At 67.5% G+C, this 20,566-nt stretch carries 16 protein-coding genes; 11 read left to right on the forward strand and 5 right to left on the reverse strand.

What is annotated here, in order from left to right:
* The coding region (gene asnB / locus E5679_RS19940) for an asparagine synthase (glutamine-hydrolyzing) (protein ID WP_138419221.1) at nt 1-2,668 on the reverse strand (2,668 nt) is incomplete at its 3' end.
* 125 nt (nt 2,669-2,793) lie between these two features.
* Here asnB and pdxT point away from each other — a divergent pair.
* From pdxT to E5679_RS19985, 9 genes are all read left to right on the forward strand, one after another.
* Complete coding sequence (pdxT, locus tag E5679_RS19945) at nt 2,794-3,474, forward strand: pyridoxal 5'-phosphate synthase glutaminase subunit PdxT (RefSeq protein WP_138419188.1); 681 nt, start codon at nt 2,794-2,796, stop codon at nt 3,472-3,474.
* A gap of 2 nt (nt 3,475-3,476) precedes the next feature.
* Entirely contained in the window at nt 3,477-4,232 is a 756-nt protein-coding gene (locus tag E5679_RS19950) for a YebC/PmpR family DNA-binding transcriptional regulator (protein ID WP_138419190.1), read from the forward strand.
* 27 nt (nt 4,233-4,259) lie between these two features.
* Nucleotides 4,260-4,847: a crossover junction endodeoxyribonuclease RuvC gene (gene ruvC / locus E5679_RS19955; protein WP_138419223.1), complete on the forward strand. Its 588-nt coding sequence runs from the start codon at nt 4,260-4,262 to the stop codon at nt 4,845-4,847.
* A 148-nt stretch (nt 4,848-4,995) separates the two neighbouring features.
* Nucleotides 4,996-5,643: a Holliday junction branch migration protein RuvA gene (gene ruvA, locus E5679_RS19960; protein WP_138419192.1), complete on the forward strand. Its 648-nt coding sequence runs from the start codon at nt 4,996-4,998 to the stop codon at nt 5,641-5,643.
* Nucleotides 5,636-6,724, forward strand: coding sequence for a Holliday junction branch migration DNA helicase RuvB (gene ruvB / locus E5679_RS19965; protein WP_138419194.1), 1,089 nt, complete (start codon nt 5,636-5,638; stop codon nt 6,722-6,724). The genes ruvA and ruvB overlap by 8 nt, the downstream gene beginning before the upstream one ends.
* A gap of 199 nt (nt 6,725-6,923) precedes the next feature.
* Nucleotides 6,924-7,343, forward strand: coding sequence for a preprotein translocase subunit YajC (gene yajC / locus E5679_RS19970; protein WP_138419225.1), 420 nt, complete (start codon nt 6,924-6,926; stop codon nt 7,341-7,343).
* 71 nt (nt 7,344-7,414) lie between these two features.
* Nucleotides 7,415-9,208, forward strand: coding sequence for a protein translocase subunit SecD (secD, locus tag E5679_RS19975; RefSeq protein WP_138419196.1), 1,794 nt, complete (start codon nt 7,415-7,417; stop codon nt 9,206-9,208).
* On the forward strand, nt 9,208-10,209 hold the full coding sequence (gene secF, locus E5679_RS19980) for a protein translocase subunit SecF (RefSeq protein ID WP_138419198.1): 1,002 nt from the start codon (nt 9,208-9,210) through the stop codon (nt 10,207-10,209). Before secD ends, secF begins: the two co-directional genes overlap by 1 nt.
* Before the next feature lie 312 nt (nt 10,210-10,521).
* Nucleotides 10,522-12,828, forward strand: coding sequence for a RelA/SpoT family protein (locus E5679_RS19985; RefSeq protein WP_275092573.1), 2,307 nt, complete (start codon nt 10,522-10,524; stop codon nt 12,826-12,828).
* 3 nt (nt 12,829-12,831) lie between these two features.
* Here E5679_RS19985 and E5679_RS19990 read toward each other — a convergent pair whose 3' ends face one another.
* From E5679_RS19990 to E5679_RS20000, 3 genes are all read right to left on the reverse strand, one after another.
* On the reverse strand, nt 12,832-13,443 hold the full coding sequence (locus E5679_RS19990) for a hypothetical protein (protein ID WP_138419200.1): 612 nt from the start codon (nt 13,441-13,443) through the stop codon (nt 12,832-12,834).
* Nucleotides 13,444-13,569: 126 nt separating this feature from the next.
* The gene (locus tag E5679_RS19995) at nt 13,570-14,979 is read right to left on the reverse strand and encodes a DUF349 domain-containing protein (RefSeq protein WP_138419202.1); all 1,410 of its coding nucleotides are present in this window, start codon (nt 14,977-14,979) and stop codon (nt 13,570-13,572) included.
* A gap of 64 nt (nt 14,980-15,043) precedes the next feature.
* Nucleotides 15,044-15,802, reverse strand: a complete 759-nt coding sequence (locus E5679_RS20000) for a peptidylprolyl isomerase (protein ID WP_138419229.1) — start codon at nt 15,800-15,802, stop codon at nt 15,044-15,046.
* Nucleotides 15,803-15,931: 129 nt separating this feature from the next.
* Between E5679_RS20000 and hisS the strand changes: the two genes are divergently transcribed.
* Nucleotides 15,932-17,287: a histidine--tRNA ligase gene (gene hisS, locus E5679_RS20005; protein WP_138419204.1), complete on the forward strand. Its 1,356-nt coding sequence runs from the start codon at nt 15,932-15,934 to the stop codon at nt 17,285-17,287.
* 30 nt (nt 17,288-17,317) lie between these two features.
* Here hisS and E5679_RS20010 read toward each other — a convergent pair whose 3' ends face one another.
* Entirely contained in the window at nt 17,318-18,562 is a 1,245-nt protein-coding gene (locus E5679_RS20010; RefSeq protein ID WP_138419206.1) for an APC family permease, read from the reverse strand.
* A 113-nt stretch (nt 18,563-18,675) separates the two neighbouring features.
* Between E5679_RS20010 and aspS the strand changes: the two genes are divergently transcribed.
* A complete protein-coding gene (gene aspS, locus E5679_RS20015) occupies nt 18,676-20,505 on the forward strand; it encodes an aspartate--tRNA ligase (RefSeq protein WP_138419208.1) in 1,830 nt (609 codons plus the stop codon).
* The last annotated feature ends 61 nt before the right edge of the window (nt 20,506-20,566 follow it).

Genomic DNA, 20,566 nt, shown 5'->3' on the forward strand with positions numbered 1-20,566 from the left:
GGGCGAACACGAGCGACATCGGCGTGGCCTGGGACCCCTGTCCCTGCGGGTTGTCCTTGAACATCCCGGCGATGGTCTCCTTCGGGAGCGCGGTGTCGTGCCCCATCACGACGACGCCCAGATCGTTCGCGTCCATGATGGCCGTTCCGCCAAAGGTCGCCACCGCATCGGCGGGCAGGGCGGCGCGCACCGCCGCGCTGAGCGAGCGTGCGACGCCGTCGGGATCCTTGGGCGCGAGCTTCACCGAGTTGCTGGCCTCGCCCAGGCTGTAGGGGGTGGCGCCGTCGATCGCGTTGATGTTGTTGCCCACCACGTCATAGAAGACGCCGCTCTTTCCCTGGAGCTTCCCGACGACGGACGCCGCGGCGGCTTTGGCGATGAGCGGAAGGCCCACCTCGTCGATCGCGATCTGCATCGACCACGGGCTCCCGAGGCCGATTCCGGCAGGCGTCCTGGTGACGAAGCGGCTCAGGACCCGCGCGGCGGGGGAGACCTCGATCTCCCAGACGGGGAAGGACCGCCCCTGGGTGATGGCCACGATCTTCTCGCTCACGAGGAGATACCACTGATGGCCCTCCGCTGCCTTGCGCGCCTCTTCAGGCGCCGTGGGCAGGCCGTCGAAGAACCGCTTGACGTAGCCCGTGACGGCTGGCGCGAGCTCCGTGGTGCGCGCGAACACATCGGTCTGGAGCGGATAGCGGCGGAAGGTCTGGCCAGCGGAGACGATGTCGAGCTCCTTGCCCGGATTGGCCTCGTAGTCGCTCTTGCCTGCCTTCACGTCAGCGGGAGCCTCGTCCTTGTCGATGAACTCGCGGAACCACAGCTCGACGTTGAGGAGCCGCCAGAAGATCATCGTGTCGGCATCGTTCTTGCCGTTGAGGTACTCCTCGAACGCCGTGAGGACCTGCTCGCGGTCCCAGTACGGGCGGCTGTAGAAGGAGTTCGACATGAAGATCTTGTAGATCCGCTCCTTCATGAGCTTGAACCACTCCGCCTCGGGAGTCGTGAAGCCGATCTTGTTGCGGCGGTTGCTGATCATCTCCGGCAAGAGGCCGCGGGTGGCATCCCGAAGGATGCGCTTGTTCCAGCCCTCTTTGATGATGGCCTCGTCGGAGAGGCTGAAGAGGTACTTCACGACCTCCTTGTCGAGGAACGGCACGCGGCCTTCGAGGGAGAACCGCATGGTGTTCTTGTCCTCGTACCGCAGGAGCGAGGGCAGCGACTTCGTGAAGAGGTCGTCGATGAGGCGCTGTTTGAGGTTGGCGGGGATGTTCCCGAACGACTCGCCACCGAACTTCTGCGTCCAGTCCTTCTTCAGCAGAGTGGCCATCGAGACCGTCTTCTTGCCGCTTGCCATGCCCCTGATGCGGAACCGCCCCAGGCGGTAGAAGATGTCGAGGCTCGACGACGTCTCCTTGGCGAGCGTCGCGAAGTCGCCCTTGTCCTTGAGCTGGCGGAGGTACGCGAAGTAATAGGGGATGTACCCGGCCATCATCTCGTCCGCGCCCTGGCCGTCGAGCAGCACCGTCACGTGCTTGCTGGCCTCCTTCATGACGCAGTACTGCGCGTAGGGGCCCGAGGAGATGATGGGCTCCTCCATGGTGCGGACGAAGTCGACAAGGTCGGCGTCGAAGCTCTCCGGCGTGGGCTTGATCTTGTGGGACTCGATCGTGCCGTGGCACGCGGCGATGGCGGCGTCGGCGTACGCCTCCTCGTCGTTGATGGCGTTCGGGAAGACTGCGCTGAAGGTGTTCTGCTTGGGCCCGACTGCCTCGAGGCCCGCCGCCTTCTCCTGCATCAGGCGGTTGATGGTGACGACGACGGCGGAGGAGTCGAGTCCGCCGGAGAGGGCGCTTCCGACCGGGACCTCGGAGTTGAGCCGGATCCGGATGGCCTCGGTGAAGCGCCGCCGGTACTCCTCCACGACGTCGGGCGTGTAGGGCGTGTTGACCTTCGAGAGCTCCTCGAGTTCCTCCCGGAGGCGCGTGTAGCTCGAGATGCGGAAGCGCCGTGTGGCGAGCTCGATGGTCATCATCTCGCCGGGCAGGAGCTTGTGGATCCCGTCGAAGAACGTTTCCTCGGTGTCGTCGTGGATCCGGAAGCGCAGGTAGCGGTAGAGGATGCGCTCGTTCGGCTTGGCCTCGATCTTCCCCGTCGCAAGGATGGGCTTGATCTCGGATGCGAAGAGGATCTCGGGCTCGCGCTCGGTGCCGGCGTTGGCCCAATAGAGCGGCTTGATGCCGAAGTGGTCGCGCGCGAGGACGAGTCGGCCGAGGCGCCTGTCGAGGATGGCCAGGCCGAACATGCCGTTGAAGCGGTCGAACGCCTCGGAGCCCCACTCCTCGTAGGCCTGCAGGACGACTTCCGTGTCGGAGACGGTGACGAACGTGCGCCCGAGGTCCTCCAGCTCCGCCCGGAGCTCGCGGTAGTTGTAGACCTCGCCGTTGTAGATCAGCACGATGTCCCCATCGGAACTGATCATCGGCTCCTGACCGTGGGCCCGGTCGACGATCGCGAGCCGTCGGTGGGCGAGTCCCACGCCTGCGCCCGCCTCGTCGCCGAGGAAGTACCCCTCGCCGTCAGGGCCGCGGTGCTGGATGCAGCTGTTCATTGTCTCGAGCAGAGCCTGATCCTGACCGAACCCGTAGTAGCCGGCGATACCGCACATCGTGCAATCCTCAATCTGTTGTCGTCACACGGTCCGCCGTCCATGCTACCGGGGCAGTCCGCGGCTCCCTCCTGCGCCGCGGCCGCCGGAAGGGGCCTGATCTGAGCCCGGACTAGACTGGACGGGTGACTTCTGCCGCTCCTTCATCCACCGAACAGTCTGAGCTGCGCGTTGGCGTCCTCGCCCTGCAGGGGGACGTGCGCGAGCATGTGGCCGCGATCGAATCTCTTGGCGCGAGGGCGGTCAAGGTGCGCAGGCCCGAGGAGCTGGACGGCCTCGACGGGCTCGTCATCCCGGGAGGCGAGTCGACCGCCATCGACAAGCTGGCCCGAGCCTTCGGCGTTGCGGAGCCGCTCAAGCGCAAGATCGCCGAAGGGTTCCCGGTGTACGGGTCCTGCGCCGGCATGATCCTGCTCGCGAACGAGATCGCGGACCCCGCCGAGGACCTTTCGGGCCGAGCTCAGGAGACGTTCGGCGGGCTCGACATCACCGTTCGCCGCAACGCCTTCGGCCGCCAGCGCGAGTCGTTCGAGACAGATCTGGACTTCAAGGACATCGACCAGTCCGGCGGTCCCATTCACGCCGTCTTCATCCGTGGACCATGGGTTGAGCGGGTGGGGGACTCAGTCGAGGTGCTGGCAGAGGTCGACCCGCAGCACGCGTCCCACACGGCCACGCTGGGCGGCAGGTCTAGAATTGTCGCAGTCCGTTCAGGAAACCTGCTCGCAACATCGTTCCACCCCGAGGTGACGGGCGAGCGGCGGGTCCATGAACTTTTCATCCGCATGATCAAGGGAGAAGCGTAGGCATGTCCGGCCACTCCAAATGGGCGACCACCAAGCACAAGAAGGCGGTCATCGACGCCAAGCGTGCGAAGGCGTTCGCCAAGTACATCAAGACGATCGAGGTCGCCGCACGCCTCGGCGGTCCTGACATGTCGGGCAACCCGGCCCTCGACCTTGCCGTCTCGAAGGCCAAGAAGAACTCGGTCCCGAACGACAACATCGACCGCGCGATCAAGCGCGGCGCCGGCCTGACCGGCGAGGCGATCGAGTACACGGAGATCACCTACGAGGCCCGCGGGCCGCAGGGCTCGGCTCTGCTCATCGAGTGCCTCACGGAGAACCGCAACCGGGCAGCGGCGGACGTTCGCCTCGCCGTCACGCGCAACGGCGGAAGCATGGCCGACCAGGGCTCGGTGAGCTACCTGTTCACCCGCAAGGGCGTGGTGAGCCTTCCCAAGAACGGCCTGTCCGAGGACGATGTGCTCATGGCCGTCCTCGACGCCGGCGCCGAAGAGGTCAAGGATTCGGGCGACAACTGGGTGATCTACTCGGACCCGAGCGACCTTCAGGCCATGCGGGACGCGCTCAACGAGGCTGGCATCGAGTACGACACCGACGAGGCTGAATTCGTTCCCTCGATGGAGGTGGAGCTTGACGCCGATGCCGCGCGCAAGTTCGTCCGCCTGGTCGATGCCCTCGAGGATCTCGACGACGTCCAGAACGTCTACACGAACGCGGATATGAGCGAGGAGGTCATGGCGGCCCTCGAGGCCGACTGACCGGACCCGCCCGTGCCCGACAAGTCCATGCTGCGCGTCCTCGGAGTCGACCCAGGCCTCACCCGGTGCGGCCTCGGGGTCGTCGATGTTGCGCGGGACCGCCGTGCCACCCTGGTGGGCGTGGGCGTCGTGGGCACGACGGCGCAGCAGCCTCTCGATGCCCGCCTCCTCGTGATCGCGACCGCGATCGAGGACTGGCTCGACCGCTACGAGCCTGAAGTCGTAGCCGTGGAGCGAGTCTTCTCGCAGATGAACGTCAGCACGGTCATGGGCGTGGCGCAGGCCTCGGGGGTCGTCATCGCGGCGGCCGCACGGCGGGGCCTGCCTGTGGCGCTGCATACGCCCTCCGAGGTCAAGGCGGCGGTGACGGGCAGCGGCCGGGCGGACAAGGAGGCCGTGACCCGCATGGTCACGAAGATCCTGCGCCTTGACGCTTCTCCTCGGCCCGCTGATGCCGCCGACGCCCTCGCGCTTGCCTTGGCCCACGCCTGGCGCGGCTCTGCGCCCGGCTCGCCCTCCGCTGTGGGACGGACGACGGCGCTGACGGCGACGGCGTTGACGGCGGCACAAAGGGCGTGGGTAGAAGCGGAGTCGAAGGCGCGTCGAAGAACCTGAGGCGCCCGAAGCGTGCGGAGAAATGGCCAGGGCGGAGTCGAAGGCGCGTCGGAGAACCTGAGGCTCGCCGTCGCTCCTGACGCACTCTGTCGGTCCAGACGGGTAGCTTTGTTCGTAGATATGTTCGGACGGCAGAAGGAGTCTCCCCGTGATCAGCTTTCTCCGGGGCGCGGTGGCGCATGTCGGCCTGTCGTCGGCGGTGATCGATGTGGGTGGCGTCGGCATGTCGTTCGCCGCCACACCTCAAACCCTCGCCGGGCTGCGCGTGGGGGAGAGCGGCATGGTGCACACTCTCATGGTGGTCCGCGAGGATTCGCTCACCCTGTTTGGCTTTGCCTCTCCTGAGGAGCGCGAGGTCTTCGAGGTGCTGCTCGGGGTCGCAGGGGTGGGTCCACGCCTCGCCCTCGCCGTTCTTGCAGTGCACAGCCCGGAGGCAGTGCGGGTGGCGGCGCATTCGGAGGACGCGAAGGCCTTCACGAAGGTGCCCGGCATCGGCCCCAAGGTGGGGGCACGCCTCGTCCTCGAACTGAAGGGCAAGCTCGTCCCGCTCGGCACACCGGGCGAGTTGCCGTCGTCGTCTGCTCCTTCCGCTCAAGAGGCGTGGAAGCCGCAAGTGGTCGAGGCGATGACGTCGCTCGGATGGTCGGAGAAGGACGCCGCCTCGAGCATCGATCGAGCTCTCGAGGATCAGCCGGACCTCGCGGAGAACGGAAGCGTACCCGAGATCCTGCGGGCGACGCTGCGCTGGCTCGGACAAGGAGCACGCACCCCGTTGAGGTCGGGCGCCCGTGGCTGAGCCGTCCCTCGTCTCGACGGGCGAGGAGCCCGAGGAACGCGCGATCGAGGCCGCGCTGCGGCCGAAGCACCTCGACGACTTCGTCGGGCAGCAGCGCGTGCGGCGGCAGCTCTCGCTCGTCTTGGAGGCCTCGCGACTGCGGGGCAGGAGCGCGGACCACGTGCTTCTCTCCGGCCCTCCGGGCCTGGGCAAGACGACGCTCGCCATGATCATCGCCGCCGAGATGAATGCTCCGCTCAGGATCTCCTCCGGGCCCGCGATCCAGCACGCAGGTGACCTCGCCGCCATCCTCTCCTCGCTCTCCGAGGGCGAGGTCCTGTTCCTCGACGAGATCCACCGCATGTCCCGCCCCGCCGAGGAAATGCTGTACATGGCGATGGAGGACTTCCGCGTCGACATCGTGGTGGGCAAGGGCGCCGGCGCCACGGCCATCCCGCTCGACCTCCCGCCGTTCACTCTTGTCGGCGCCACGACGCGCGCCGGGCTCCTGCCTGGCCCTTTGCGGGACCGCTTCGGATTCACCGGGCATCTCGAGTTCTATTCCGTCGAGGAGCTCGAGCTCGTGCTCCGCAGGTCCGCGGGCCTCCTCGACCTCCGCGTGACCTCGGCGGGATTCACCGAAGTGGCCGGCCGCTCCCGCGGGACGCCGCGCATCGCGAACCGTCTCCTGCGGCGGGTACGCGACTGGGCTCTGGTTCACCGCATCGAGCAGATTGACGCCCGAGCGGCCGCAGCGGCGCTCGATATGTACGAGGTGGATGCCAAGGGGCTAGACCGCCTGGACCGCGGCGTTCTCTCCGCGCTCGTGACGAAATTCGGCGGGGGACCGGTGGGCCTCTCGACCCTGGCCATCGCTGTGGGGGAGGAACCCGAGACGGTGGAGACCGTCGCGGAACCCTACCTCGTGCGCGAGGGCCTCATGGGGCGGACACCGCGAGGCCGCATCGCGACCCCGGCTGCCTACGAGCATCTGGGGCTCCCCGTCCCGCCTGACGCTCCGTTCGCCTACAGCGCAACGCTTTTCGGTCCCGGCCCCTTGGGCGGCGACACAGACGGCGACGCTGCCGCAGACTGGGTCTGAGCTGCTGCCCCGCTCCAGCTGGAGGGCCGCGCTGGGCCGCTGCCGCGTGCCTTCGGGAACTCTTGAGGGCCGTTGCCCGTAGACTGGGAGAAGACATCCTGCTCGCGCGGGACGTCACGCCGTGCCCGGAATCAGCCGGGTCCGACGCGCATCCTAGGCAGCGCGTCCCAGCAACAGATTGGACTCAGCCATGGACTTGATGACCATCCTCCTGCTTGTCATCTTCGCGTTCTTCATCTTCACGATGTTCCGACGCAACAAGAAGGCACAGGCTCAGCAGGCTCAGATGCAGTCGAAGTTCGTCCCCGGCGTTGAGGTCATGACGAGCTTCGGGCTGTTCGGCCGCATCGTGTCGTTCGACGACGTGGAGAACAAGGTCGTGCTCGAGCTTTCCCCCGGCACCACTGCCACCGTGCACCGCCAGGCTGTCTCGAAGATCGTTGAGCCGACGGAGACCCCCGCCGACGAAGAATCGACCGGTGCCACGACGGAGCCGACCCTCGGGTCGACGCACAGTCCGTCGGCCGACCACGTCGCGGACAAGCCGGCTACGCCCGAGTCCCAGCTCAACGAGACGCCCGAGCAGACCCTCCGGCGCCTCGAGGGCGAGGGCAAGTAACGCCACCTCGCTTCCGCCCGCGCGTGGGTAACGCCGCGCGCGGGTGTCTTCCCATCAGGAGTTAGGAACCCATGGCTCGATCCCGCAGCAAGCGGCCGGGACTCAGGACACTCGTCTGGCTCGTTGTCCTCTTCGTCGCTCTCGTCTCCCTCCTCGGCGGAGGCGCCCTGACACATCAGGCCTCATGGGCGCCAAAGCTCGCACTTGATCTTGAGGGCGGCACCCAGATGATCCTCGCGCCCAAGGTCACGGGCGGGGGAGCGGTCACGCAGGACCAGCTCAATCAGGCCGTTGAGATCATCCGGCAACGAGTTGATGGGTCGGGCGTCTCCGAGGCTGAGATCAGCACCCAGTCGAGCCGCAATGTTGTCGTGAGCCTCCCGGGCATTCCGTCGGCGCAGACGCGCCAGCTGATTCAGGCCTCGGCGAACATGAACTTCCGCCCGGTGCTTGCCTCGGGCGATCCGGCGCCGGTGGCGAAGGATCAGCTCGTCCCTGAGGATCAGCTCCCGAAGCCGACCGCCGCTCCTGCGAACGCCAGCGACCAGAACTGGATCACGGCGGACATCTACAAGCAGTTCGAGGCCCTGGACTGCACCAAACCGCAGCCTGAGAGCACTCAGCGGTCCGACCCGTCAAAACCGCTTGTGACCTGCCAGCCCGCCGCCAGTGGAACACCTGCGGTGAAGTACATCCTGGGGCCGGTCGAGATTCCCGGAACCGACATCTCGGGATCCACGTTCCAGCTGGTTCAGGGACAGCAGGGCGCCGTCACCAACCAGTGGGCCGTGAACATCCAGTTCAACTCCGACGGCACGCAGAAGTTCAAGGACGTCACGCAGCGCCTCAACGGCTTCTATGTCGCCGCGGGCGGGGACAGCGGAAACGATCCGCGTTCGCAGTTTGCCATCGTTCTCGATGACAAGGTGCTGTCTGCTCCCCGCGCCCTCGCGGTCATCACCGACGGCCGCCCGCAGATCACGGGCAACTTCACGCAGGCCAGCGCCCAGACCCTCTCGGACCAGCTCCGGTTCGGAGCGCTTCCGATCAGCTTCGACATCCAGAGCGAAGAGCAGATCTCGGCGACTCTCGGCACGCAGCAGCTCCAGATGGGCCTTCTCGCGGGGCTCATCGGACTGCTCCTCGTGGTCGTGTACTCACTGTTCCAGTACCGAGCCCTGGGCTTCGTGACGATTGCCTCGCTCGTCGTCGCGGGTCTTCTGACCTACCTGTCCATCACGCTGCTCGGCTGGATGCAGAACTATCGGCTCTCGCTCGCCGGTGTCGCGGGTCTCATCGTGGCCATCGGCCAGACGGCCGACTCGTTCATCGTGTACTTCGAGCGCATCCGCGACGAACTGCGTGAGGGCAGGGGTCTCGTGTCGGCTGTCGAGAACGGCTGGCGGCGTGCGAAGCGCACGGTCCTGGCCTCCAAGGCAGTGAACCTCCTTGCGGCCGTGGTCCTCTACTTCGTTGCCGTCGGAAACGTCCGCGGCTTCGCCTTCACCCTCGGCCTCACCGCCATCGCGGACCTTCTCGTGGTGTTCATGTTCACGCACCCGACCCTGCAGCTCATCGCGCGGACCAAGTTCTTCGGTGAGGGCCACCGCTTCTCGGGCTTGGATCCGGTGCAGCTGGGCGCTGTGCCGCTCTACAGGGGCGCAGGGCGACTCCGCGAGGCCTCGGAAGCGGCAAAGACCTCGCTCAAGCCGAAGAACGCCGCCGCGGCCCGCGAAGCCGGGCGCCGCATGACGATCGCCGAACGCCGCGCTGCGGCGGCCGCCTCCGAGAACGGGAGCAAGGCCGATCTCGCCCGCGCCGGCAAGGGAACGCAGCGCTCCGAGCGCTCACCGGAGGAGAACTGATGTCGACGACTGCCCTCGCCCGCTTCGGCAATGACCTTTACTCCGGCAAGCGTTCCTATGACTTCGTCGGCAAGAAACGGCTGTGGTTCCTCATCGCCGGGATCGCGGTCGTGATCGCGATCCTCGTCCCCATTCTCCGGGGCGGTTTCAATCTGGGCATCGACTTCCGGGGCGGCTCCCAGTTCACGGTTTCTCAAGCCAAGTCGAGCGACACCGTGACCGGCCAGAACGCGGTTCACTCCGTGGTTCCCGCCAGCACTCCTCGAGTCACGAATGTGGCTGGCAACACGATCCAGGTCCAGACCGACCAGCTGTCCGACACCGAGACGCTCCAGGTCAAGGACAAGTTGGCCGCGGCCTACGGGGTGACGGGGAACGATGTCACCTCGACGTTCATCGGCCCCACGTGGGGCGCCGATGTGACGAATCAGGCCCTGATCGGGTTTGCCACGTTCGTGATCCTCGCCGCCGTGCTCATGGCGCTGTACTTCCGCACCTGGAAGATGTCGCTGTCGGCCTTGACGGGCATGGTCGTGACGATCCTCATCACTGAGGGGGTCTATGCGATCAGCGATTTCGAGATCACACCGTCCGCGATCATCGGCTTCCTCACCATCCTGAGCTACTCGCTCTATGACACGGTGGTGGTGTTCGACAAGATCCGCGAAAACACGGCCGACATCACCGCCTCGTCGCGCCGCACGTTCGCGGAGGAGGTCAATCTGGCCGTGAACCAGACGCTTGTCCGCTCTATCAACACCATGATGGTGGCCGTGCTCCCTGTCGCGGCGATCCTGTTCATCGGAGCGGGCCTGCTCGGTGCGGGTACGCTGCGGGACCTCTCGCTTGCGCTGTTCGTGGGAATCCTTGTGGGCACCGCGGCGACGATCTTCATCGCGGCTCCGATGTACGCCCTGCTTCGTGAGCGCGAGCCAGCGCTGGTCAAGCAGGCAGAGAAGGTCGAGGCACGGCGGGCGACGGCGGAGCCCGCCGACGCGTAGCAGCTCGCGTTTGCTCGGCTCCCGCACGAGCTGGCCCTGGGAATGGGCAGCATTCTGCAGTGCGTTGCTCCGGGCATAGACTGAGTGAATCCGCAGACCGTTCAGGAGGCTTGGGTGGAGGAGCGTGCGACGCCCGTCCCGGCCCGGTCCGGCGCCCCGCGTTCCGCGGCGTCCGGTACCGGTCAACCGGAGCTGACGCATGCCCAAGGTGCCTCTGGCCCGCAAGGTGCTGTGGCGCCGTCGCCCGCGGCACAGGTGCCGGCGCGACCGGTGCCTGCCCCGGTTCCCGCGCAGGCCCCCGCCTCATCCGCGGTGAACGCGGCCGACCAGCCCGTAGGCGGCAACAGCCTCCTCGAGCGGCCGCTCCTGGGGAGGCGCGATCGCACGTTCTCACGGCTTGCCCGGCTCACGGGCCGCGGTACTGCCGCACACTCGCCCATCCTCGAGCCGCTGCTCCGCACCGTCCGGGCGAATAACCCGCGCGAGGACTTCGAACTCATCACGAGGGCATACGAAGTCGCCGAGCGCAGCCATCAGGGGCAGAAGCGCAAGAGCGGCGATCCCTACATCACCCATCCGGTGGCGGTGGCAACGATCCTCGCCGAACTCGGGATGACCGGGACCACGCTCGCGGCGGCCCTGCTTCATGACACCGTCGAGGACACGTCCTATACGCTCGAGCAGCTCCGCAAGGACTTCGGGCCCGAAGTGGCCATGCTCGTGGACGGCGTCACGAAGCTGGACAAGGTGCAGTTCGGCGACGCGGCGCAGGCCGAGACCGTTCGCAAGATGGTCGTGGCGATGGCGAAGGACATCCGGGTCCTCGTCATCAAGCTCGCCGACAGGCTCCACAATGCCCGGACGTGGCGGTTCGTCTCGCCCGAGTCCTCGGCTCGCAAGGCACGCGAAACCCTCGAGATCTTCGCGCCGCTGGCCCACCGGCTCGGCATGAATACCATCAAGTGGGAGCTTGAGGACCTCTCCTTCGCGGCGCTCTACCCGAAGGTCTACGAAGAGATCGTGCGCATGGTGGGCGCCCGCACTCCCGAGCGCGAGAAGCAGCTTGCCGTCATCCGCGATCAGATCACGGAGGACCTCCGCGGCGCGAAGATCCGCGCCGAGGTCACGGGGCGGCCCAAGCACTACTACTCGATCTATCAGAAGATGATCGTCCGTCAGAAGGAATTCGACGACATCAACGACCTGATGGGCGTACGGATCCTCGTTGATTCCGTGCGCGACTGCTACGCCGTGCTCGGGGCGATGCATGCCCGTTGGAACCCCCTTCCGGGGCGGTTCAAGGACTACATCGCCATGCCGAAGTTCAATATGTACCAGTCGCTGCACACGACGGTCATCGGCCCCAACGGGCGTCCGGTCGAGATCCAGATCCGCACCCACGAGATGCACCGTCGCGCGGAGTACGGCGTCGCCGCGCACTGGAAGTACAAGGATCAGCCCAACCGCAACGCCCACACCCCCAGCGGCAAGGCCGCCGAGATGGGCTGGCTGCGTTCGCTCGTGGATTGGCAGCAGGAGACCTCTGACCCGGGAGAGTTCCTCGACTCGCTCCGCTTCGAGATCAACGCCAAGGAAGTCTTCGTCTTCACCCCTAAGGGCGAGGTCATGGCGCTGCCCTCCGGTTCGACGCCGGTCGACTTCGCCTACGCGATCCACACCGAGGTGGGCCACAGGACCATCGGCGCCCGCGTCAACGGCAAGCTCGTGCCGCTCAACAGCGAGCTCAACCACGGCGACGTGGTGGAGATCTTCACGTCCAAGGCCGAGGGCGCTGGTCCGAGCCAGGACTGGCAGAACTTCGTCAAGAGCGCCCGCGCCCGCAACAAGATCCGCCAGTGGTTCAGCAAGGAGCGCCGCGAGGAGGCCATCGACAAGGGCAAGGAGCTGCTCACGCGCGCCATGCGCAAGCAGAACCTCCCGTTGCAGCGACTCCTCAGCCACGACACTCTCCTCGCCGTTGCGCAGGAGTTCCGGTATCAGGACATTGCGGGGCTGTATGCGGGCATCGGCGACGGACACGCTTCGGCGCAGTCCGTCGTCGAGAAGCTGGTCGACAGCCTGGGCGGGGCGGCCGGGACGGCCGAGGATATTGCCGAGACGATTGCCCCCACCACGCCGTCGCCGCCGAAATACTCGGATTCGGGCATCATCGTCAAAGGCGCCGCCGACGTCTGGGTCAAGCTCGCGCGCTGCTGCACCCCGGTGCCGCCAGATCCGATCCTCGGCTTCGTCACCCGTGGCTCGGGGGTCTCGGTACACCGAACCGACTGTACGAACGCGGCCCAGCTCCGCGCCCAGTCGGATCGGATCGTCGAGGTCGAATGGGCGCCCACGCAGTCGAGCGTCTTCCTCGTCGAGATCCAGGTAGAGGCGCTCGACCGCAAGAGCCTGCTCTCGGACGTTACGCGGGTCCTCGCGGAGAATCACGTGAACATCCTCTCCGCCCACGTGCACACGTCCACTGATCGACTTGCGCTGTCCCGCTTCGCCTTCGAAATGGGAGACCCCAAGTATCTCAATCACGTTCTGAGCGCCGTCCGCCGGATCGACGGCGTGTACGACGTCTACCGGACCACCGGGAACCGGCGCCGCAGCTGACCATCACCGATCTGCCATCGCGAGCCGCCGGAGGACCTCCTTCGCTCGCTGCTTGTTTGGCTGCCGGGGGAGTGCGTCCACCGCTCGGGATACCAGTGAGAGGGTGAGTCCCAGCCCCGGCTGGGCCACGAGCCGCCGCACGACGAGTGCCGCGAGTGCGCCTTCGCCGTGCACCGCAACGTCGACGACGGTGCGCAGAGGGGTCGTCACGCACAGCGCTCCCACCTCGATGACATCGAATTCCCCGAGGGCAACCTCGTGGAGGAGGACCCCGTTGCCTCGGCCCGCGGCCGAGAGGCGACGCGGCGCGGGGACCAGCAGGACTGGTGCGACTGGCGCCGGGGCGCAGCCGAAGATCCACGCGGCCGAGAGCCGGCCAACCACGGTGCGCCCCATCAGTCGCGAGGTGAGTCCTGTCGCGAGGGCCGCCGCCCGCAGCTCCGGGGATGGGCGCGCACCCGAGGGGGCGTATGCGTCAGGGATGATCCGCTGGAGAACGCCGTCGTTTGCCATGGCGCGCAGCTCGACACCACTGAAAGGCCTCCCCGGCGTGAGAATTTCGGGAGACTTCCACCGGGCAATGGAGTGGACGTTGGAGGCGGAGTTCGGCTGCATGGGTTCCATGGTGCCGGGGCCCCGAGGTGCAAGGAGCGCCGCGCGCGGTGCAATGTGGATAACTCAAAGGCCCCTCGTCGTCCGCTGAGGACGCCGAGGGGCCTTTCGCTCTCGAAGTGTAGGCGGCTAGCCGAGCTCGCTCGCCGAGCGCCGCAGGGTCTCGAGCCACGCTTCGCGGGCCTCGAGGGCTTCGCGGGCCTTCGCGGCCTCTCTGGCGTTGCCCGAGTTCTCCGCGCGCGTGAGGTCGTCGCGAAGAGCTGCGATGGACGACTCAAGCTGCGTGAGAGCTGAGTCTGTGCGGGCCTGGATCTCGGGATCAGTCCGCCGCCAGTTCTCGTGCTCAGCGTTCTGGATGGCGTCTTCGACCTTGCGCAGGCCGGCCTCGATGCGGCCCATATCCGCGCGAGGAACCTTGCCGGCATCCTCCCAGCGGTCGCGGATCGACTGGAGCGCGCGCTTGGCGGCCGCGACATCCGTGACGGGAAGCAGCTGCTGGGCCTCGGCCAGAAGGGCTTCCTTGACCTTGAGGTTGGACGAGAACTCACGGTCGATCGCGGCGTTGGCCGCCTGACGCGCCTCGAAGAACACGTTCTGTGCCGCACGGAAGCGCGCCCACAGCGCGTCGTCGTCCTTGCGGTTGGCGCGGGGCGCGGCCTTCCACTCGTCCATGAGCCGGCGATACTCGCCGGCGGCATAGCCCCAGTCCGTTGAGGTCTGCAGCGCCTCGGCCTCGGCGATGAGCTGCTCCTTGGCCGCCTTCGCAGCGGCGTTCGCGGTGTCCAGCTGTGAGAAGTACGCCCGGCGATGCCGGTCGAACTGCGTACGGGCTGCACGGAAGCGCTTCCAGAGGGCGTCCTCCGCCGAACGGCCGAGCCGCAGCCCGGACTTCTGGGAGGCCTTCCAGTCATCGAAAAGCTCGTTCATGCGCGCGCCGCTTGTCTTCCACTGGGTGCGCTGAGGGTCCTGGCCCGCGATCGACTCCGCCTCGGCCACGATGGCTTCCCGCTTCGCGAGCTCGTCCGCACGGGCCTTCTCATGAGCGGCCTTCTGCTCGGCCTCGGCCTCGGTGACGGCGGCATCGAGGGCGTCCAAGCGTGCCTCCGCACCGCGGATGTCGCCGACCATGTTCCGTTCCGCGAGCTGGGCGCGGAGGTGCGCCGAGGCCTTCCGCACGTCGGCGGCGTTCGCGTGGGAGGAGACCCGCTGCTCATGCAGGGCGATCTGAGCGACGATGTCCTCGAACTTTCGCGCGAAGTACCCGAGCGCCTCGTCGGGGGAGACCCCGGGATACTGGCCCACCGGATGCTCTTCGCCGTCGAGCGTCAGGAAGACATGTCCGTCTCCCTCAACGCGGCCCCACTTCTTGGCCTCTTCCAGGTTGACGGGAACGACAGACGCCGTGGCAATCGGCGCCGCAGGGGCGACAGGCGCAGCCGGACCGGGCTTCGCTTTCGCGAAAGCGGCGGGTGAGGGAACGGAGGGAACGGGCGCAGCCTCGGGAGCTGCGGTGTCGTCGGATTTCTGACTTTCGGTCACCGCTAGAAGTCTTTCGCTTGGACGGACTGGAGTGCGGGCCCACGTACTCGCGCGGGCCCGCGGCTTAGTTCAGTGTGAACGAGTCTATCGTGACTGCAGTCACGGGGGACCCGTCTTCTGCCGAGGAACCGCCGGGGGCGACGCCTGCCGCGGCAATCTTCGTGATCACGTCGAGCCCGGACGTGACGTGGCCGACAACGGTGTACCCGCCGGCGGAGTCGTTGGGGAACGTCGAGTCCCGGTACGCGATGAAGAACTGCTGGCCATTGCCGTAGGCATTGTCCGACGTCCGGGCCACGGCGATGGTCCCCGCCGGGTACTTCTGGTCGGCCGGCGTGTTCTCGAGCGGGCCCCAGGTGTAGGACGGGTCTGCCTTGCCCGTGGCATCCTCGGCGCCGCATTGGAGGATGGCCGCAGTGGCGCTCGTGGTCAGCCGATGGCAGGCGCGGCCCTTGAGCGTGCCCTGATCTGCGAGGGACTTGAAGACGGCCGCGGCCTGCGGCGCCTTGGTGCCGTCGATCTGGATGCCGATCGGCGACCCGTTGAGTACCAGGCTCCCCGTGAAGGTCTTGCCCTGTGCCGTGCTGGAGGCAGGCACGCCGGGAGCGTTGGTCGGTGAGGAACTGGGGCTTGCCGACGCGGAGGGATTGTCGAGCCCCGCCTTGACTGCGGCGTACTGCTCGGCCGTGGGATTCGACGCGAACACCGTGCCTTGGAGCACCGCCGCGAGAGCTATGGCGACGACGGTCGCAGCCGAGGCGATGATGTTGTCTCGCCGGCGGCGCGTCTCCTGGCCGCGGCGCAGCGCCTGCTTGGCCTCCATGAGCTGCACACGCCGACGCGCCTCGTTGGGGCTGCGTTTTGGCACGCGGACCGACCTCCCTGGCTACCGCATAAACTTGGGCATCAGTCAGTCTACGCACGCCGTTCGCACTCAAGGAGCATTCACCCCATGGCACGTACCGCCTCTCTGTCCGGATTCCCCGAGTGGCTTCCGCAGGAGCGGTTGGTGGAGCTCCATGTCCTCGACACGCTGCGGCGGACGTTCGAGCTGCACGGCTTCAGCTCCATCGAGACCCGTGCGGTCGAGACGGTGGGCCAGCTCCTGCGCAAAGGCGAGATCGACAAGGAGGTCTACGGCCTCAGCCGGCTCCAGGACGACGAGGATTCGGCCAGCAAGGGCGACGCCAATGCCCTTGCCCTCCACTTCGACCTCACGGTTCCGTTCGCGCGCTACGTGGTCGAGAACGCGGGCTATCTCGCCTTCCCATTCCGCCGATACCAGATCCAGAAGGTCTGGCGGGGTGAGCGGCCGCAGGAGGGCCGCGCCCGCGAGTTCACGCAGGCGGACATCGACGTGGTCGGAGATGGAACACTTCCGTTCCGCTACGACGTCGAGCTGGCGCTGGTGATTGTCGAGGCGCTCTCGGCGTTGCCGATTCCACCCTTCCGGCTGCGTGTCAACAACCGGAAGCTTGCCGAGGGCTTCTACCGGGGCATCGGGCTCACTGATACCGCTGGCGTCCTCAGGAGCATCGACAAGCTCGAGAAGGTCGGGCCCGAACGCGTGGCGGAGCTGCTGCACGAGGAGCTGGGAGCCACGGCCGAGCAGGCGAAGGCAGCACTCGAGCTCGCCTCGATTCGCGCCGAGGACACTTCATTCGTGGAGCGAGTCCGCGACCTCGGCGTCGAGGACGACTTGCTCGAGGAGGGGCTCCGTGAGCTCGAGCAGGTCATCGCGGCGGCATCCGCGGCCGCGCCGGGCACCGTCGTTGCAGATCTCAGCATCGCCCGCGGCCTCGACTACTACACGGGCACGGTCTACGAGACCGTGCTCGTGGGGCACGAGCACCTCGGCTCGATCTGCTCGGGCGGCCGCTATGACGCGCTCGCCACGAAGGGCAGCCGGAAATTCCCGGGAGTTGGGCTGTCGGTGGGCGTCACGCGTCTGGTGAGCCGGATCCTGGGCGCCGATCTGGCGACCGCGAGCCGCTCCGTGCCGACCGCCGTGCTCGTCGCCCTTCCCGACGACGAGTCTTGGGCTGCCGCTCAGGCGGTCGCGTCCCAGCTCCGCTCGCGCGGGGTTCCGACCGAGGTGGCGGCGAGCGCCGAGAAGTTCGGCAAGCAGATCAAGTATGCGGACCGGCGCGGCATCCCATTCGTCTGGTTCCTGCATCACGACGGCAGCCACGAGGTGAAGGACATCCGCTCGGGCGAGCAGGTCCCCGCGGATCCGGCAGCGTGGATGCCTCCCGCGGAGGACCTCGTGCCCGAGGTGCGCCGCCGATCGGAGGGTCCGGCAGCCTGATTCGGGTCGGCCTGATCCCGATCGACGCTGTCAGCCGCGGCGCCGCCGTACGGCGAGCACGACGGCGCGGGCAATGACCCCGAGCGCCAGCACCGCCGTCATGGTCAGAACCGAGCGCCAGGGGAGCGTCACGGCGAGCACGAGGCAGCCCGCGAAGCCCAGCACGGTGAGCCAGCGCGGAGCGAAGCCCGGGCGGTCCTCGAGACGGAAGGCCGAGGCGTTGGCGATCGCGTAATAGATCAGTACGCCGAAGCCGGAGAATCCCACCACGGTCAGCAGGTCCGATGTCAGGACCAGGACAATGACCACGACCGCGACGGTCACCTCCGCGACCCACGGCACGGACCGCCGGTGCCCGATGAGTGCGAGGGGCCTCGGCAGGTCGCCCTCACGCGCCATCGCGAGCGAGGTGCGGCCCACACCCGCCACGAGGGCGAGGAGCGCGCCGAGGCAGGCGCACGCGGCCCCCACTTGGACCACGCCGCGCGCCCACGCCCCGAGCGGCGCGATGAGGTCCGCCAAAGGCGCGGACGAGGACGCGAGCCCCGTGGGGCCGAGACCGCGCAGGAGGACGACGGCGAGCACGGCGTAGATGACGAAGGCGCCCGCGAGCGCGCCCATGATGGCCCGCGGGATGGTACGGGCGGGATTGCGCACCTCTTCCCCGAGCGTGGCGATCCGGGCATAGCCGGCGAAAGCGAAGAACAGCACCCCAGCGCCGCTCAAGATGCCCAGCCCGGGGGAGCTGGCGCCGTCGTCCGTTGCCCTCGCCGTTCCGAGGCCCGCCCCCGCCGCGGCAGCGAACGCAAGCACCCCGAGGACGACGACGAGCAGCACCTTGGTCGCGAGGGCGGTCCGAGTCACCCCGAGCAGATTGACGGCCGTGAGGCCGACGACGGCGGCAATAGCCACCGGGATCGCGGCCGCTGGCCAGACGTAGTGGGCAAAAGTCAGGGCCATCGCGGCGCACGAGGCCGACTTGCCGGTCACGAAGCCCCATCCGGCGATGAAGCCGGGCCACGGGCCGAGCTGCCGCCGCCCGTAGATGTACGTTCCCCCGCTGTGGGGATACCGGGCCGCGAGCGCTGCTGACGCCACGGCGTTGCAGTAGGCAACGATTCCGGCGAGCACGAGTGAGACGAGGAGCCACGGGCCAGCGAGCGCTGCCGCGGGACCGAATGCCGCGAACACGCCAGCCCCCAGCATGGAACCGAGCCCAATCGCGGTGGCGTCTGCGGTTCCCAGCTCCCGTCTCAGGCCGCCGGCTGTCGTCACTGTTCCTCCTCGCGTGCCCGAGCACGCAGACGGGTAGACTTTCCGTGATGTCTGACGGGCCTCACATGCAGGCCACGCTGATCTTATGGCAGAACTTTTCGTAGAGGAGCGCTGTGCTGCGCACACATGACCTCGGTTCCCTCCGTTCCGAGCACATTGGACAGACCGTCACGCTTGCAGGCTGGGTGGCCCGTCGCCGGGACCACGGCGGCGTGGCGTTCGTCGACCTGCGGGACGCGTCCGGCGTCGCCCAGATCGTGGTGCGCGAGGAGGAGGTCTTCCACGGGCTCCGCAACGAGTACGTGCTGAAGGTTGTGGGCACGGTTCAGAAGCGGCCCGAGGGCAACGAGAACCCGCAGCTCGCCACGGGCGAGATCGAGATCATCGCCGACGAGGTGACCGTCCTCAACTCCGCGGATCCGCTTCCCTTCCAGGTCGACGAGCACGTTGAGGTCGGCGAGGAGGCCCGCCTGCGGCATCGGTATCTCGACCTCCGCCGCCCCGGGCCCGCCCGTGCGATGCGGCTGCGCTCCGAGGCCAACCGCGTGGCCCGCGAGCTGCTGCACGATGAAGGCTTCGTCGAGGTCGAGACCCCGACGCTCACCCGCTCGACGCCCGAGGGCGCCCGCGACTTCCTGGTCCCCGCCCGCCTCGCGCCGGGTTCATGGTATGCACTGCCGCAGTCGCCCCAGCTCTTCAAGCAGCTGCTCCAAGTCGGCGGCATCGAGAAGTACTACCAGATCGCCCGCTGCTACCGCGACGAGGATTTCCGCGCGGATCGGCAGCCGGAGTTCACGCAGCTCGACATCGAGGCGAGCTTCGTCGAGCAGGACGACGTCATTGCGCTCGGCGAGCGGATCGTTGCAGCGATCTGGAACCTCATCGGCGTCGAGGTGCAGACGCCCATCCGCCGCATGACCTACGCGGAGGCCATGGCCAAGTACGGCTCCGACAAGCCGGACTTGCGCTTTGGGCTCGAGCTGACGGACCTCACCGAATACTTCAAGGACACGACCTTCGGCGTGTTCAAAGCCGGCTATGCCGCCGGTTACGTTGGCGCCGTCGTCATGCCCGGCGGGGCTTCCCAGCCTCGCCGGACGCTCGACGCCTGGCAGGAGTGGGCCAAGCAGCGCGGCGCGAAGGGCCTGGCGTACGTCCTCTTCAAGGAGGACGGCGAGCTTGCCGGGCCGGTCGCGAAGAATCTCACGGACGCCGAGCGCGAGGGCCTCGCAGACGCCGTCGGGGCGAAGCCCGGCGACTGCATCTTCTTCGCCGCAGGCGAGCCGTCCGCCTCTCGCGCTCTCCTTGGTGCGGCGCGCGTGGAGATCGGCCACCGTACCGGCCTCATCGACCCCAAGGACTGGGCATTCGTCTGGGTTGTGGACGCTCCGCTCTTCGAATCCACCGAGTCGGCCGTCGCGTCCGGCGATGTTGCGCTCGGCTACTCCGCCTGGACGGCCGTGCACCATGCGTTCACTTCGCCGAAGCCCGAGTTCATGGACACGTTCGACCAGGATCCCGGCAAGGCCCTCGCCTACGCCTACGACATCGTCTGCAACGGCAATGAGATCGGTGGCGGCTCGATCCGTATCCATCGCCGCGACGTGCAGGAACGCGTGTTCAAGGTGATGGGCATCGACGAGGAGGCGGCGCAGGAGAAGTTCGGCTTCCTGCTCGAGGGCTTCAAGTACGGAGCTCCGCCGCACGGCGGCATTGCGTTCGGCTGGGATCGGGTTGTCGCCCTGCTCGCGGGCGTCGACTCGATCCGGGAGGTGATCGCGTTCCCGAAGACGGGCAACGGCTACGACCCCCTCACTGCGGCTCCGGCGCCTATCACTCCGGAACAGCGCAAGGAGGCCGGGGTCGACGCCAAGCTCGATCCGGCCAAGGCCCCGTCCGCCAACCCGCCGCAGAAGCCGGTGGGGGAGAAGGCCCGGGCCTGACCTGCAGACGCCCCGCAACGCGACGTGCGTTGCGGGGCCGCCGGGCGGCGGTAGCGTAGGA

It is taken from the genome of Sinomonas gamaensis (genome assembly GCF_005876955.1).
In the GTDB taxonomy this organism is placed as follows: domain Bacteria; phylum Actinomycetota; class Actinomycetes; order Actinomycetales; family Micrococcaceae; genus Sinomonas; species Sinomonas gamaensis.